The 14,521-nt window shown below is 68.1% G+C and carries 15 protein-coding genes and 2 riboswitches; of the genes, 7 read left to right on the forward strand and 8 right to left on the reverse strand.

The features are described 5' to 3' along the window. Nucleotides 1–14 precede the first annotated feature (14 nt). Nucleotides 15–938, reverse strand: coding sequence for a transcriptional activator NhaR (gene nhaR / locus ACOQFS_RS21790; RefSeq protein ID WP_421564892.1), 924 nt, complete (start codon nucleotides 936–938; stop codon nucleotides 15–17). A 152-nt stretch (nucleotides 939–1,090) separates the two neighbouring features. Between nhaR and ACOQFS_RS21795 the strand changes: the two genes are divergently transcribed. Beyond that, entirely contained in the window at nucleotides 1,091–1,636 is a 546-nt protein-coding gene (locus ACOQFS_RS21795) for an Rrf2 family transcriptional regulator (protein ID WP_421564893.1), read from the forward strand. 48 nt (nucleotides 1,637–1,684) lie between these two features. Here the strand turns inward: ACOQFS_RS21795 and ACOQFS_RS21800 are convergent, their stop codons facing one another. Both ACOQFS_RS21800 and ACOQFS_RS21805 read right to left on the reverse strand, forming a co-directional pair. Further along, nucleotides 1,685–2,098: a VOC family protein gene (locus tag ACOQFS_RS21800; RefSeq protein ID WP_421564894.1), complete on the reverse strand. Its 414-nt coding sequence runs from the start codon at nucleotides 2,096–2,098 to the stop codon at nucleotides 1,685–1,687. Between the two features lie 181 nt (nucleotides 2,099–2,279). Then, complete coding sequence (locus ACOQFS_RS21805; RefSeq protein WP_421564895.1) at nucleotides 2,280–2,927, reverse strand: glutathione S-transferase; 648 nt, start codon at nucleotides 2,925–2,927, stop codon at nucleotides 2,280–2,282. Between the two features lie 136 nt (nucleotides 2,928–3,063). Here ACOQFS_RS21805 and ACOQFS_RS21810 point away from each other — a divergent pair, with 136 nt between their 5' ends. The 6 genes from ACOQFS_RS21810 to ACOQFS_RS21835 all read left to right on the forward strand — a co-directional run bounded on the left by ACOQFS_RS21810 (nucleotide 3,064) and on the right by ACOQFS_RS21835 (nucleotide 9,440). Further along, entirely contained in the window at nucleotides 3,064–3,432 is a 369-nt protein-coding gene (locus ACOQFS_RS21810) for a DUF2946 family protein (protein WP_421564896.1), read from the forward strand. A gap of 81 nt (nucleotides 3,433–3,513) precedes the next feature. Beyond that, nucleotides 3,514–5,835 (forward strand): TonB-dependent receptor, encoded by a 2,322-nt coding sequence (locus ACOQFS_RS21815; RefSeq protein WP_421564897.1) that lies wholly within the window; start codon nucleotides 3,514–3,516, stop codon nucleotides 5,833–5,835. 14 nt (nucleotides 5,836–5,849) lie between these two features. Beyond that, the gene (locus ACOQFS_RS21820; protein WP_421564898.1) at nucleotides 5,850–6,410 is read left to right on the forward strand and encodes a YcnI family protein; all 561 of its coding nucleotides are present in this window, start codon (nucleotides 5,850–5,852) and stop codon (nucleotides 6,408–6,410) included. A gap of 71 nt (nucleotides 6,411–6,481) precedes the next feature. Continuing rightward, a complete protein-coding gene (locus tag ACOQFS_RS21825) occupies nucleotides 6,482–6,985 on the forward strand; it encodes a copper chaperone PCu(A)C (protein WP_421564899.1) in 504 nt (167 codons plus the stop codon). A gap of 157 nt (nucleotides 6,986–7,142) precedes the next feature. After that, nucleotides 7,143–8,045 carry a PhaM family polyhydroxyalkanoate granule multifunctional regulatory protein gene (locus tag ACOQFS_RS21830; RefSeq protein WP_421564900.1) on the forward strand — a complete coding sequence of 301 codons (903 nt, stop codon included), beginning with the start codon at nucleotides 7,143–7,145 and terminating at the stop codon, nucleotides 8,043–8,045. Nucleotides 8,046–8,105: 60 nt separating this feature from the next. Continuing rightward, nucleotides 8,106–9,440, forward strand: coding sequence for an FIST signal transduction protein (locus ACOQFS_RS21835; RefSeq protein ID WP_421564901.1), 1,335 nt, complete (start codon nucleotides 8,106–8,108; stop codon nucleotides 9,438–9,440). A gap of 68 nt (nucleotides 9,441–9,508) precedes the next feature. Here ACOQFS_RS21835 and ACOQFS_RS21840 read toward each other — a convergent pair whose 3' ends face one another. From ACOQFS_RS21840 to ACOQFS_RS21860, 5 genes are all read right to left on the reverse strand, one after another. After that, complete coding sequence (locus tag ACOQFS_RS21840; protein WP_421564902.1) at nucleotides 9,509–10,831, reverse strand: hemolysin family protein; 1,323 nt, start codon at nucleotides 10,829–10,831, stop codon at nucleotides 9,509–9,511. Nucleotides 10,832–11,219: 388 nt separating this feature from the next. Continuing rightward, nucleotides 11,220–12,536, reverse strand: coding sequence for a D-amino acid dehydrogenase (locus ACOQFS_RS21845; protein WP_421564903.1), 1,317 nt, complete (start codon nucleotides 12,534–12,536; stop codon nucleotides 11,220–11,222). A 91-nt stretch (nucleotides 12,537–12,627) separates the two neighbouring features. Continuing rightward, nucleotides 12,628–12,737, reverse strand: a riboswitch (glycine riboswitch). Between the two features lie 3 nt (nucleotides 12,738–12,740). Continuing rightward, nucleotides 12,741–12,847, reverse strand: a riboswitch (glycine riboswitch). Between the two features lie 112 nt (nucleotides 12,848–12,959). Then, a complete protein-coding gene (locus tag ACOQFS_RS21850; protein WP_421564904.1) occupies nucleotides 12,960–13,379 on the reverse strand; it encodes a YXWGXW repeat-containing protein in 420 nt (139 codons plus the stop codon). A 227-nt stretch (nucleotides 13,380–13,606) separates the two neighbouring features. Continuing rightward, nucleotides 13,607–14,026, reverse strand: a complete 420-nt coding sequence (locus ACOQFS_RS21855; protein WP_421564905.1) for a YXWGXW repeat-containing protein — start codon at nucleotides 14,024–14,026, stop codon at nucleotides 13,607–13,609. A 194-nt stretch (nucleotides 14,027–14,220) separates the two neighbouring features. Then, the gene (locus ACOQFS_RS21860; RefSeq protein ID WP_421564906.1) at nucleotides 14,221–14,349 is read right to left on the reverse strand and encodes a hypothetical protein; all 129 of its coding nucleotides are present in this window, start codon (nucleotides 14,347–14,349) and stop codon (nucleotides 14,221–14,223) included. Nucleotides 14,350–14,521 lie beyond the last annotated feature (172 nt).

The raw sequence follows: 14,521 nt of genomic DNA on the forward strand, positions 1-14,521 counted from the left end.
AGGTTGCGCTCCGCTCACGCCAAGGGGCGCAGTGTTTGTTGCCCGGTCGCAAACAGATCTGCCTTGGCGGCTTTGGTGATGGCGACCACGCAGGGGTGCGTGATGCGGCGCTCTACCGAGATGGCAAAAAACTCTTCCACCAGTTCGGTGGATCGACCGATCACTTCCACGCCGAACTGCAGGGTGGTCTCGTCGTCGAGCACCGAGGGAGAGGTAAACACGCCGCGGCCTTCCCGTCCGAATGCATTCATCAGGGCGCTGTCATCAAACTCGCCGACGACGCGTGGCTGCAACTGGTGTTTGTTGAGCCAATGGTCCAGCTGCTGGCGCACTGAAGACATGGGCCCCTGGATGAGCATGGGCGCGCCCTGCAGGCAGGCAGGAAAGTCCCCCTTCAACTGAGACCTGAGCGACGGTGCGCAGAGAAAGCTCATGCCGCTTGTTCCCAGAGGATGGTTGAAGGCCTTGACGCCAATTTTCTTGGAGACGGGTTCGTCGGCGAGCACCAGGTCCAGCTTGTGCAGGCTCAGCTGCGCGATCAGTTCGGGGAACTTGCCCTCCTGGCAGGTCATGTGCACCTGCCGGGGCATTCCCAGTGCGGGTTCCAGCAGATGGTAGGCCACGGACTTCGCAATCGAGTCTGCCACGCCAACGCGAAACTCGAGCGGCTTTTCCTGCCCACGTGAAAGGCGTACTGCGCTTTCGAGGTCGTTGCCCAGGGCGAAGATCTGCTCTGCGTATCCCAGCGCCACACGGCCCTCACTGGTCAGCTCCAATCCCCTGCCGCGCTTGCGAAAGAGGTCGTGGCCCAGCCACGATTCCAGCTGCTTGATCTGGCCCGAAAGGGTTTGGGGTGTCGTGTGCAGCTGTTCGGCCGCACGCACCACGCCGCCGGCCTTGGCCACGGTCCAGAAGTAGCGCAGATGCTTGAAGTTCATGGTGGGAACATATCGAAAAAGTCGAAATATTTGCGGCGATAAAACGAATATACGCGAAGTATCAAACAGCCTACATTCAAGCCTTGGCCCCAGTCCATGCCGGTTTCAGGCAGGTGGCTGGACTTGTTCAGTCTTCACGAGGAGTAGCAACGATGCGAATCACGACAAGAGGGCAACTGGCCGTGTCTGCCATGACCGACCTCGCACTGCGCCAGAAAATGCGGCCTGTGGCGCTTTCCACCATCAGCGCGCGGCAGGGGACGTCGCTGTCTTACCTGGAGCAGCTGTTCAGCGCACTGCGCCGTGCCGGCCTGGTGGAAAGCACCCGGGGGCCGGGCGGCGGCTACACGCTGGCGCGGCGTGCCGACGATGTCTCGGTGGCCGAGATCATCCTGGCCGTGGAAAACCTCAAGGGCGACGAACTGAGCGGCACGGAATCGACCCAGGCGGCCCAGGTGAAGTCCATGACGGGCGAGCTGTGGACCACGTTCAACACGCGGGTCATGGACTATTTGCAGTCCGTCAGCCTGCAGGATCTGGTGGCGCAGCAACTGGCCAAGGGCCTGCCGCAGGACGCGCCGCCCGCCCCCGCGGCTAAGCCCCGTCTTGCGCCGAAGCCCCGGCCGTTGATGGCCAGGGCCGGCGTGCCCAACTCGGTGTTCGCGCTCGGGTCCATCCCGCTGCTGCAGCGGCGCTGAGCGGCGGGCTGGCCGGCGGGCACCGCTCCCCGGTGCGCTGAACGGCTACTAAGCCGCGTACACCGCCTCCAGCGAGCGGAAGCCCTTGATTTCGATGGGGTTGCCGCTCGGGTCGTGGAAGAACATCGTCCACTGCTCCCCGGGCTCGCCTTCAAAGCGCACCTGCGGAGCCAGCACGAACTCGGTGCCGGCGGCCTTGAGCCGCTGTGCCAGGGCATGCCACTGCGGCAGTTCCAGGATGGCGCCAAAGTGCGGCATGGGCACCAGGTGGTCACCGACGTGCCCCGTGCGGGCGCTGGCAAAGGGCGTGCCCAGGTGCAGCGAGATCTGGTGGCCGAAAAAATCGAAATCGACCCAGGTGTCGGTGCTGCGGCCTTCCTGACAACCGAGCACTCCGCCGTAAAAGCGGCGCGCGGCGTCAAGGTCGGTGACATGGAAGGCGAGGTGAAAGAGGCTCTGCATGCTGCGGAGGATAGCAGTCGGCGCGAAAAACCTGCGCGCCAGAAACGCCTGCAGCGGGAAGTTTCGATGGGCCGGCATCGCGCGGAACCGCCGCGTGCCAGGGGGCGAATTCGCAGCTCCCGGGCCCGCAGCCCCGGGCGTGCCCCCGCACCGCTGCAGCGTCAGACCATCTGGCGCGGCCTCAGCGCTTGGGCGGGCGGGCGAGCATCTCGGCCGTGTTGGTCTTGCGGTCGGCGTTCACACGTTGCACGTGGGGGCGCTCGCCCATGCGGGCGAGGTAGTCGCGCACGGGCAGGTCGGCCAGGTAGTCGCGCCCATAGATGATCTTGGTGGCGGAGCTGACCAGCGGCAGGTGCACGATGGCCGCGCAATCGGCCAGCGTGAAGCTGTCGCCGCCCACGTAGGGGCTGAAGCTGGCCAGCTGGGCGAAGGCTGCAATGTTCTTCTCCAATTGCATGCCCACCTTCTCGCGTGCGGCTTCGCTCACCGTGCCGCCAAAAAAGGCCTGGGGGTACAGGTTGCGCGCCACCAGCTCCAGGTGCAGTTCCAGGAAGGTGATGAGCTCGCGCACCTTGGCGGCACTGTAGGGGTCGGCGGGGATCAGCGGGTGCTCCGGATGTGCGGCCTCGATGTAGTCGGCCATCACCGCCGATTCGCACAGCGGGCCGTGCGGAGTGCGCAGATAGGGCACCTTGCCCAGCGGGCTGGCGCTGCGGTCGGTTTCGCCCACCCAGGCCAGTTCTTCGGTGAAGGGCAGGCCCTTTTCAAGCAAAGCGAGCTTGACCTTGTTGTAGTAATTGCTGGCCGAAAAGCCGCAGAGTGTGAGCATGGCAAAGTCTCCGTGGTGATGGTGATGGTGATGGTGATGCAGCAGGCATCGTAGGTGCCATGTTCGGCGCAGTCCGTCGCGCACATGACCCCCGCCCGGGGGGGCGCCCGGCGGCGGCGCCTACAATCACGCTCCCATGCTGCCTGTCCTGCAAACCCTACGCACCCTGCGCTGGCTCGCCCGCGCGGTGCTGGCGTGGTTTGTGATCTCCCTGGGTGTGGCCGTGGCGTCGCCGCTGGTCAACCCGCAGGCCATGGAGCTGATCTGCTCGGGCTCCGGCGCGATCAAGCTGCTGGTCAAGACCGACGACGGCGCGCAGGAAATGCCCAGCCACACGCTGGACTGCCCCTTGTGCGCGCATGTGGGCGCACCGCCCCCCACCTCGCAGGCACGCCTTGCGGTGGTCCCCCCCCTGGCGCACGCCCTGCGCCCCATCCCCGCCGCGCACATTGCTGCGCGCACGGCCGCGCCGCTGCCGCCTCGCGGGCCGCCCTTCTCCTCCTGATTGCTGCGTTTTTGATAGCTGTTAGCGCTTGATGAATAAGCGCTGGCGGCCAATTTTGCTTGATTTTCAGGAGTTCCATCCATGCGCAAAAGCCGCATGGCGCTGGCCGTGGCCAGCGCCTTTCCCTGGGTGATTGGCACAGCCGCGCCCGCTTGGGGCCAGCTGGCCGACGTCAGCCGCCAGGGCCCGGTCAAGGAGCTGGGCGTCGTCACCATTTCCGGCGGCCAGCCCACCTCGCTGCCCACGCAGATTCCCACCACCATCGAGGGCGTGACGCGCGAGCAGATCGAGCACGCGATCAACGCCACCGACAGCGAAGACGCCCTTAAATACCTGCCCAGCCTGCTGGTGCGCAAGCGCTACATCGGCGACTACAACCACGCCGTGCTGTCCACCCGCGCCTCGGGCACGGGCAACCCGGCGCGGTCCATGGTGTTTGCCGACGGCATCTTGCTCAGCAACTACCTGGGCAACGGCCCCACCAACGCGCCGCGCTGGATGCTGGTCACGCCCGAGGAGATCGAGCGGGTGGACGTGCTCTACGGGCCCTTCTCGGCCGCCTATGGGGGTAACTCGGTGGGTGCGGTGGTGGACTATGTCACGCGCATGCCCACACAGTTCGAGGCCCACGGCAAGGTCAGCTATCAGCACCAGCCGTTTGACCTGTACGGCACCAGCGCCAATTACGCGGGCAAGCAGGTCAGCGCCTCGGTGGGCCATCGTGACGGTGACTGGTCGTGGTTCGTCAACTTTCAGAAGACCGACAGCGAAGGCCAGCCGCAGACCTTCCCCACACGCTTGGTCTCGGCGGGCACTGTGGGCGGTTCAGGCACGCCGGTCACGGGCGCCGTGCCGGGCATCAACCGCAGCAACCAGCCGTGGTATCTGCTCGGCACCGCGACGCAGTACCACACGCTGCAAGACCACATCAAGGCCAAGCTGGCCTATGACATCTCGCCCACCGTGCGCGCGGCATACACCTTCGGCTGGTGGCGCAACGAATCCGAAGGGCGGCCCGCCAGCTACCTGCGCGACGCCAACGGCAACGCGGTGTATGCGGGCACGGTGAACATCAACGGCCGCTCGTACACACTGGCGCCCACCGACTTCAACACCTCCAACGAGCAGCTCATGCACGCCATGCACGGGTTCTCGGTCAAGAGCCGCACGCAAGGAGCCTTCGACTGGGAGGTGGCCGCCAGCCTCTACGACTACCAGACCGACACCCTGCGCGCCGCCACCGTGGCGCTGCCCGCCGCGCTGAGCGGTGGCGCGGGCCGCATCGTCAACAACCAGGGCACGGGCTGGAACACGCTGGCCGCCAAAGGCACCTGGCGGCCGGGGGGCCTGCAGGGCACGCACATCGTGGACTTTGGCCTGCAGCGCGACAGCTACCAGTTGCGCACGGTGGAGAACGCCACGGCGAACTGGATCAACGGCGCTGCGGGCGCCCGCAACCAGGCCTTCAACGGCGACACGCAGCTCATCGGCCTGTGGGCGCAGGACACCTGGAAGATCACGCCCCGGTGGAAAGCCGTGCTGGGTGCCCGCGCTGAGCGCTGGAGCGCCAGCAATGGCCAGACCGGCAACGCCGCCACCACCCTGAGCCACCCTGATCGCAACGAGACCTACTTCTCGCCCAAGGCGGCCGTGGCCTGGCAGGCCAGCGATCTGTGGGTGCTGAAAGCCTCCACCGGCCGCGCGGTGCGCATGCCCACGGTGGCCGAGCTGTACCAGGGCGGCATCAGCGGCAGCGGCACACTCATCAACAACGACCCGAATCTGAGACCCGAAAAGAGCTGGACGACCGAGCTGACAGCCGAGCACGACCTGGCGGGCCGGGGCGGCGAGGGCCTGCTGCGCCTCACAGCCTTTTTCGAGCGCACGAAAGACGCGCTGTATTCGCAGACCAATGTGCTCGTCACCCCCAACGTGACCAATGTGCAGAACGTGGATGCCATCCGCACCCAGGGCATCGAGCTGGCCTACCAGGCCACCAACGTCTTCGTGCGCGGGTTGGAGCTGGGCAGCAGCCTGACGTGGACCGACTCGAAAATCACGAAGAACGACAAGTTCCCCGCCAGCGTCGGCAAATGGCAGCCGCGCATCCCGCGCTGGCGCGCGAGCGCCGTGGCCACCTGGCGGCCGGACGACAAATGGTCGTACACCCTGGGCGCGCGCTTCAGCGGCAAGCAGTACAGCACGCTCGACAACACCGACGTGAACGGCTTTGCCTACCAGGGCGCGAGCCGCTACTTCACCACCGATGTGCGCGTGCGCTACCAGATCACCAAGCAGGTGAGCGCGGCCGTGGGCATCGACAACCTGAACAACTACCCGTTCTGGAACTTCCACCCCTACCCGCAGCGCACCTACATGGCCGAGCTGAAGGTCAGTCTTTGAAAGGAACACAGCCCATGTCTCTGAATACTATTAAAAAGATAGCTTTAGGCGCTTTATGGATAAGCGCTGGGGCCGTTTTTGGCTCTGCATCCGCCCACGTGGTGCTCGAATACCAGGTCGCCCCGGCGGGCGCAAGCTACAAGGCCACGTTCAAGGTGGGTCACGGCTGCGGCGCATCGCCCACGCGGCAGATCGCGGTGGACATCCCCGCAGGCATGCGCGGCGCGCGCCCCATGCCCAAGCCGGGCTGGGCGCTGGAGGTGCAGCGCGAAAAACTCGCCCAGCCGTACACCAGCCACGGCCGCAGCATCACCGACGACGTGGTGCGCATCACCTGGACGGCCAAGACGCCCGAGGACATGCTGCCCCACGCCCACTACGACGAGTTCGTGCTGGTGGCCACCGCGCCCGCGCAGGCCGGCACGGTGTATTGGCCCGTGCGCCAGGTCTGCGCTGAAGGCCGCAACGACTGGGTGGAGGTGCCCAAGCCCGGGCAAACGCTGTCGGACCTGAAGTCCCCAGCCGCTGCGCTGGAAATCCTGCCCGGCGCGGGCGCCGGTGGCCACAATCACTGATCACCCCCAGATACCTACCGAGGCCGCCTTTGTGCCGCCTCCCCATTGCCGCTCACCAAGGAATCATCACCATGAAAAAACTGCTTCACACCACCGCCCTGGCCGCCACGCTGGTGGCCGCATTCGCCGCTGCCCCGGCCGCCTGGGCGCAGACGGCTGCCGTCAAGGTCGAGGGCGCCTGGGCACGCGCCAGCGTGCAGGGCCAGAAGGGCACCGGCGCTTTCATGCGCCTCACCGCCCGCGACGGCGCCCGGCTGGTGCGCGCAGAGTCGCCGGCCGCCGGGGTGACGGAAGTGCACGAAATGAAAATGGAGGGCGACGTGATGAAGATGCGCGCCGTTGCCGCGCTGGACCTGCCCGCAGGCAAGGCGGTGGAGCTCAAGCCCGGCGGCTACCACCTCATGCTGATGGACCTGAAGGCCCCGCTGGCCAAGGACACCGCCGTGCCCCTGACCCTGGTGTTCCAGGACGCCAAGGGGGCCGAGAGCACGCTCAGCATCAGCCTGCCCGTGGCCACGGCAGCCCCCGGCGGCAGCGCCGCCGCGCCGGGCCACGCCCACGGCCACAAGCACTGAGGTGTCGGGTCCGGCATGGCAAGTGCCCGCCAAGGCCGGAAGGCGATGGTGGGCTTGCGGGAGGATTCGGGGGCGGGAATCTGCCCCTTCCCGTGGCGACGCATTGGAGTAAGCTGTGCCCCACCACAGACCCCAGACCCCCTCTTGCGGAGCGGCCATGAGCGACACATCCAGCACCTTCGGTTTCGGCAAGTTCGTCCCCGGTTTCGACTTTTTGCAGAGCCTGGCCAAAGGCGCCACGCAGAACATCCCGCAGCTGCCCAATCTCTCCAACTGGGTGGCGCCCACCATCAGCGTGGAAGAGCTGGAAAAGCGCATCGAGGAACTCAAGGCCGTGCAGTTCTGGCTGGAGCAGAACTCCCGTGCGCTGGCTGCCACCATCCAGGCGCTGGAGGTGCAGAAGATGACCCTGGCCACGCTCAAGGGCATGAACTTCAGCATGGGCGACGTGGCGAATGCCTTCAAGCTCAAGACCGCCGACTCGGTGATGAGCGGCGTGCAAAAGGCGGCCGACAGCGTCCACGGCGCGGCCGATGCGATGACCAGCGCCACCGCGCGCGCCACGGGCCGGGCGGCCGCTGCCGAGGAAGACCCGGCGGACGACGCCGATGAAAGCGCCGAAGCCGCGCCCCCGGCAGCCGCCAAAGCAAAGCCCAAGGCCCGGGGCAAGGCCGCCGCCCGTCCCGACCCGGCCGTCGTCGACCCCCTGCAGTGGTGGGGGGCACTGACCACGCAGTTCCAGCAGATTGCGGCCGACGCCATGAAGGACGCTGCGCGGCAGACCGCCATCAGCACCACCCGCAACATGGCCACGGGCCTGGCCAAGGAAGCCTTCAAGACCGCCACCGGCATGGCCGGCCAGTTTGCCGCCAAGGGCATGCAGCCCCGCCAGGGCGGCGCCCAGGGCGCCAAGGCATCCGGCGCCACTGCCAAGAAGGCAGCAAGCACCAAGAAGGCGGCGGCCAAGAAGCCCGCCGCCCGCAAGACCACCGCAGCCTCGGGCGCCAAGCCCGCTGCCAAGAAAACCCGCAGCCCGGCTGCCCGCAAGCGCGCGGGCTGAGCCAGCACCTGCCTGCAGGCCGCGCGCGCCGCGCGCGGGCCTGGCACGGAGACCCTTCCCATGAAACTCTTCCCCACCGGCCACGCCACCCACCCACAGTGGCGCATGGCGGCCGCGCTGGTGCTGGCGCAGCTGCGCGCGCAGATGGCCCTGCCCGACCACGCCGCCGCGCCCACCCTGGGCCTGGTGTACATCACCGACCACTATGCGAATGACGCGCAGGCGCTGCTGGAGCACCTCGGCAGCGAGCTGCCGGAGGTGACCGACTGGGCCGGCACCGTGGGCGTGGGCGTGTCGGCCAACAACGCCGAATACTTTGACGAGCCCGCGCTGTCGGTGATGCTGCTGGACGTTCCGGCCGACCAGTACCGCGTGTTCTCGGGCGTGGCGCCGCTGCCCAGCCACACGCCCCGCACGGGCAGCGGCTTTGCGGCGCACACGGCCCTGGTGCACGCCGATGGCCACACGCCGGAGCTGGCCGAGCTGCTCGCCGAAATGGCCGCGCGCACCGATTCCGGCTACCTGTTCGGCGGCCTCAGCGCCAGCCGCACGGCCAGCGTGCAGTTTGCGGTGGGGGGGGACGGCAACATCGCCGGGCAGGGCGGCGCCAGCGGTGTTTTCCACGGCGGGCTGTCCGGCGTGGCGTTCGGGGCCGGGGTGGCGCTGCTGTCGCGCGTCACCCAGGGCTGCCAGCCCGTGGGGGCCCTGCACACCATCACGCAGGCGCAGGACAACGTGGTGCTGCAGCTCGACGGCGATGCCGCCCTGGACGTGCTGCTCGACACGCTGCAGGTGTCGCTCGACGGCGACCCGCAGCCCGCGCTGAACAAGGTGCGGTCCACGCTGGCCGGGCTGGTGAACGCGGGCGAGCACCCGCGCGGCCTGCGCCGCACGGGCCATTTCGGCACCGACACGCGCGTGCGCCACATCGTGGGCCTGGACGGCACCCGCCGCGGCGTGGCCCTGGCCGATCAGGTGGAGCCCGGCATGCACCTGGCGTTCTGCCAGCGCAACGTGGCCGCCGCCCGGGCGGACCTGATGCGCATCTGTGCCGAGATCCGCGAAGAGCTGGCCCCGGAAGAGATGGAGCCCGCGCCGCTGCTGTCCGGCGAGGCCGGCGATGGCGCGGCCGGTGGCATGCAGCCCGTGGCGCAGCGCAGCCAGCGGCCGCTGCGGCCGGGCCGGCGCATCTGCGGTGCCATCTATGTCAGCTGCTCCGGCCGGGGCGGCCCGCACTTTGGCGGGCCCAGCGCAGAGCTTCAGATCGTGCGCCACGCGCTGGGCGACGTGCCGCTGACCGGGTTCTTCGCGGGCGGTGAAATCGCCCACCAGCACCTCTACGGCTATACCGGCGTGCTCACGGTGTTCGTGGACAGCGAGCCGCCGCCGGCCTGAGCGTTCTTTGCCGGTGCGCCTGTTCGCCTGTGCCAGTGCGCCTGTGCCGCAGGCAGGCAGGCATGGCGTCACAGGGCCGGGCTGTCCTCCAGCTCGGCCCGCTCCTCGGGGGACAGGCGCGTGGCCAGGATCTTGTCGATCGTCTTGCCGTCCATGTCCACCACCTCGAGCTTCCAGTCTTCCCACTGCACCGTGTCCGTCACCTTGGGCAGGCGGCCCGTCAGCAGCATGATCATGCCGCTCAGGGTGTGGTAGCGGCCACGCTCTTCCTCGGGCACGGTTTCCAGGTTCAGGCGGTCCTTGAGCTCGGGCACCGGAATGTGCCCGTCCAGCAGCCAGCTGCCGTCGTCGCGCTGCAGCGCCCACGAGGTCTCGGGGTCGCGCGGCTGGAACTCGCCGGTGATCGCCTCGATCAGGTCCTGCAGCGTCACGATGCCCTGCACCTCGCCGTATTCGTCGATGACGAACGCCATGTGCACGTCCGACAGCCGGAAGTTGTCCAGCAGTTCCATGCCCGTGATCGTCTCGGGCACATACAGCGCGGTCTGCAGCGGCTGATCGGTCAGGCCATGGGCTTCGCCACGCAGGCGCCGCGCCAGCCACTGGCGCGCGTTGATCACGCCCAGGATGTTGTCCATGCCGCCGCGCACCACCGGAAACCGCGCGTGGTCCGATTCCTCGATGCACTGCAGGGTCACTTCAAAGGGCGCATCCACGTCCAGGCACACCACATCGCCGCGCGGCACCATCAGCGAACCGATCTGGCGGTCGTCCAGGCGGAACACGTTGCGCACCATCGTGTGCTCGTGCGACTCGATCACCCCGGCCGTGGTGCCCTCCATCAGCATGGCGTGGATCTCTTCTTCCGTCACCGGGCTGCCGCTGGTTTCCTTCACGCCCAGCAGCCGCAGCAGCGTGCGCGTGGAGGTGGACAGCAGCAGCACGAAGGGCTTGGTGGCCACGGCCAGCAGGTTGATGGGCCGCGCCACCAGACGGGCGAAGGTTTCGGGGTAGGACTGGCCGATGCGCTTGGGCACCAGCTCGCCCACCACGATGGAGAAGTAGGTGATCAGCACCACCACCAGGCCGGTGGCGGCATAGCTGCCATAGGGCAGCGGCACGCCCAGGGATTGCAGCCAGGCGGCCAGCGGCGCCGCCAGCGCCGCCTCGCCCACAATGCCGTTGAGCACGCCGATCGACGTGATGCCGATCTGGATGGTGGAGAGAAAGCGCGTGGGGTCCTCGCCCAGTTTCACGGCAGCGGCGGCGCTGCTGTCGCCCTCATCGACCAGCTTTTGCAGCCGCGCCTTGCGTGCCGTGACCAATGCGATCTCGGACATGGCGAACAGGCCGTTGAGGAAGATGAGGGCGAACAGTATTGCTATTTCCATACAAAGGGCGCCCAACGCGCCCTTGGGTGTTGAGAAGCCGGCCATTGTACGGAAGGGGGCTGCGCGCCCCTTCGCAGCCCCTTCGCAGCCCCGCGTCCCGGGGCGTGGGCCTGTCGTCACGGCGGGCTATGCGCAGGACGCGGAGCGCGGGGAAAACCTCTGGGGCTACCACAACGCGAGCTGGCGCGAATGCGCCGTCAGGCTGAACGCAAGGGACGCGGGCCGTGTGCTGCGCGCACTGAAAACGGGCATCGGGTCGATGCCCTCGTATGCCGAGCGCATGAGCGAAAAGGACATGCAGGCCGTGGCGCGCTTTGTGGCGCAGGCCACGGGCGCGGCCCAGTAGGCGCGGCGGCCCCGGCGCGATGCCGAAACCGGGGCCTGGCGGTCAGGCCGTCGTGCGAGCGGGCCGCAACGCTCCGGCGGCCGCCCGGCCCTCCACCCCCTGAAACGCAAAGTCCACCTCCGGCGTGCGCCCGCTCACGATGTCGGCCAGCGCCTGGCCTGAGCCGCAGGCGTGTGTCCAGCCCAGGGTGCCGTGGCCGGTGTTGAGGAACAGGTTGCCCAGCCGGGTGCTGCCGATCAGCGGCACATTGCTGGGCGTGGCAGGGCGCAGGCCGCTCCAGAACTGGGCCTGCGTGGCGTCGCCCGCGCCAGGGAAGAGCTGTTCCACCCGTCGCACGATGGCTTCGCAGCGCACGGCGTTCAGGTGGCGGTCGTAGCCGTTGAGCTCGGCCGTGCCCGCGATGCGCAGGCGGTCGCCCTGCGCACCGGTGTAGCGCGAGAACACGAGCTTGAATTCGTCGTCCGTGAGGCTCACCTGGTAGGCCTTCGACGCGTCCTTGACGGGCATGGTCACCGAGTAGCCCTTGGCCGGGTAGATGGGCAGGCGGATGCCCAGCGGCTGCGCGAGCAGCGGGCTGAACGAGCCCATGGCCAGCACGAACGCATCGCCGCGCACGCGCTCGAACCGGCCGTCGGCATTGGTCACTTCCACATGGTCGATGCGGTCGCCCACCTCGCGCAGCGCGGTGATGTGGTGGCCCATGCGGAACTGCACGCCCGCCGCCTCGCACAGCCGGGCCAGCCCGCGCGTGAACTGTTGGGCGTCGCCCGATTCGTCTTCGGCCGTGAAGGTGGCGCCGGCCAGCTGCGGGCGGATGGGGGCGAGCGCCGGCTCCAGGCGCACCGCCTCGTCGGCGCTGACGACCCGGCGCTCGCAGCCCAACTGGCGCATCTGCTCGGCCGGGGCCTGCGCGCCGTCGAACTCCTTGGCATTGGTATAGAAGTGCAGGATGCCCTGCGTGCGCTGGTCGTATTGCAGGCCGGTGTCGGCGCGCAGCTGCTGCAGCACGCTGCGGCTGTAGGTGCCCAGGCGCACGATCTGCTCGATGTTGTGGCGCGTGCGCGCCGGCGTGCAGTTGCGCAGGAAGGACAGGCTCCAGAGCCACTGGCGCATGTCGGCACGCAGGCGGAACAGCAGCGGAGCATCTTCCTGCCCCAGCCACTGCAGCACCTTGAGCGGCGCGCTCGGGTTGGCCCAGGGCTCGGCGTGGCTCACCGAGATCTGCCCGCCGTTGGCGAAGCTGGTTTCCGCTGCAGGCGACGCCTGGCGGTCGATGACGGTCACTTCATGGCCGCGTTGTTGAAGGAAATAGGCCGATGTGACGCCGAGCAAGCCGGCGCCCAACACGATCACGCGCATTTTTTGAAGCCTTTCAAGGGTTCAGCGCTTGATGGACGGGCGTTTGCAGCTACATATTCAATAGCAAACCGCCCTGCGGGTCCACCAGGCTGCCGCTCCCCCTGTCCTTGGTACCTGAGAGATTCACCGCTGCGCCCACCCGGCGCGCGGTTTGCTCCTTCGGTGCGCCACGTTGCGTGGCGGCTCTCCAGACGGCTTTGGATAAAAAAGACTGCAGTACGGGACCTGAGCGTGCATGGGAGTTTGCGCCTTCGGTGAAACGCCGTGGGGCCCGAGTGGCGCCACGGCGTTTGCTCTCCTGCAGGGCCGCAGTCTAGGCGCTGTACGCGCCGCCGGGCGGGGTTTGCGGCCTAATGGCCCGCAACAATTGCTGATGCAGGCCCGGGCCCGGGGCACATGCCCGGGCCCCATGGGGTGAGCCCGTCAGTTGCGGTAGGGGTTGTTCGGGCGGCTGTCATAGCGATTGGGCACGCCGTCACCGTCGCGGTCCCAGCCGCCACGTTGCAGCTCCCAACGGCCATCGCGCTGCTCCCAGCGGTGCTCGCGATAGCGGTAGCCCGGGCGCACCTTTTCCCAATGGCCCTTGACCCACACGTGGCGATTTCCACGCCAGTCCCAGTAGCCAGGCACCCATACCTGGCCGCGTCGTGCCTGGGGTACGACCTCGCGCCGGGGTGGAGGGGGCGCGGGAATCACATAGCCCGGCTGGCCGACCTGCACTGTCACGGTGCCCGGGGGCGCGGCGTGGGCGGGCGCGGCGGCGCCCATCAGGCCTGCCAGCGCCAGTGCAGCGGCCGACAGGGAAACGCGAAGCGTGGAAGAAGCGTTGGTTGCAGTTGCCATGATGAAACTCCTTTGTTGGACTGGTTTTTTTGCGCCACACCCGAAGGGCCGGGCCGCAAGGTCGAGGCGTGGGCACGGCGCCATCGTCTGCGCGAACCGCAGGGGCGGGCTGTCGTCCCGCCGCGTGGCATGGCGTAGGCAGGGGTGCCACAAGCGTGTGCTCCGTGCAGGCCCCGAGGACGGGTTGCCGAGGGTTGCTCAGAGGGGGCCGGGGCGTTCAGAGCGACTCAGTAGCGATAGGGGTTGTTCGGGCGCCGGTCATGGCGGTTGGGCACACCATCCCCGTCGCGGTCCCAGCCGCCGGGCCGCATGTCCCAGCGGCCGCCGTGCTCCACCCAGCGCGGTTCGCGGTAGTGGTAGCCCGGGCGGGCCTTCACCCAGTGCCCCTGCGTCCACACGTGGCGGTGGCCACGCCATTCCCAGTGGCCGGGCACCCAGACCATGCCGCGCCTCGGGTGCGGCACAGCTTCGTGGCGGGGCGGCGGCGGGGCGCGGTGGTATTGCACCTCGTGCACCGGTGCGGGCGCGCGGTAGTGGGGGCCGCCAGCCTGTATGACGACGGTGGCGCTGGTCTGCGCTTGCGCCACCGTAGCGGCGCCCAGCGAGAGCAGGGCGATGGAAACAGCAGCGAGTGCATTGCGGGCCATGGTGATCTCCTCATCAATGATTCCTTACGGAACCGGAGACTTCATGGTGCGGGGGCTGCGTCAAGCGGGCGTAGTCGAATTGCGAAGTGTTGTGACGTAGTGTTTCAGAGCGAGGCGGCATCTGGCGCAGGTGTGACTTTTTTCACGCTGGCCACGCCTGGACCCCGGGCCTGAATCCGAATCCGGGCCCGCGTTCAGCTCCACCACACCAGCGCGGCGATCGACATGAGCGCAAACCACGCCGGGTGGGCTCCCCGCGTGGCCACAAACACCAGCACGCCGCTGGCCAGGGTGGCCAGGCCCACCACATCCATCACCCACATCGCCAACGCCGCGTCGGGCGCGGCCGCCGCCAGCCGCCACAGCAGCGCGCTCAGCGCTCAGCCCAGGAGTCTGCGCGGTAGAAGGCATCGAAGCGAAACGCGCGAAAACCGAGGATCGCGGGGTGCTACCGACCAGCCGAGGGTGGCGCCCTGGGCGCAGGCGGTCGTACCG

It is taken from the genome of Paracidovorax sp. MALMAid1276, from assembly GCF_049198005.1.
In the GTDB taxonomy this organism is placed as follows: Bacteria; Pseudomonadota; Gammaproteobacteria; order Burkholderiales; family Burkholderiaceae_C; genus Acidovorax.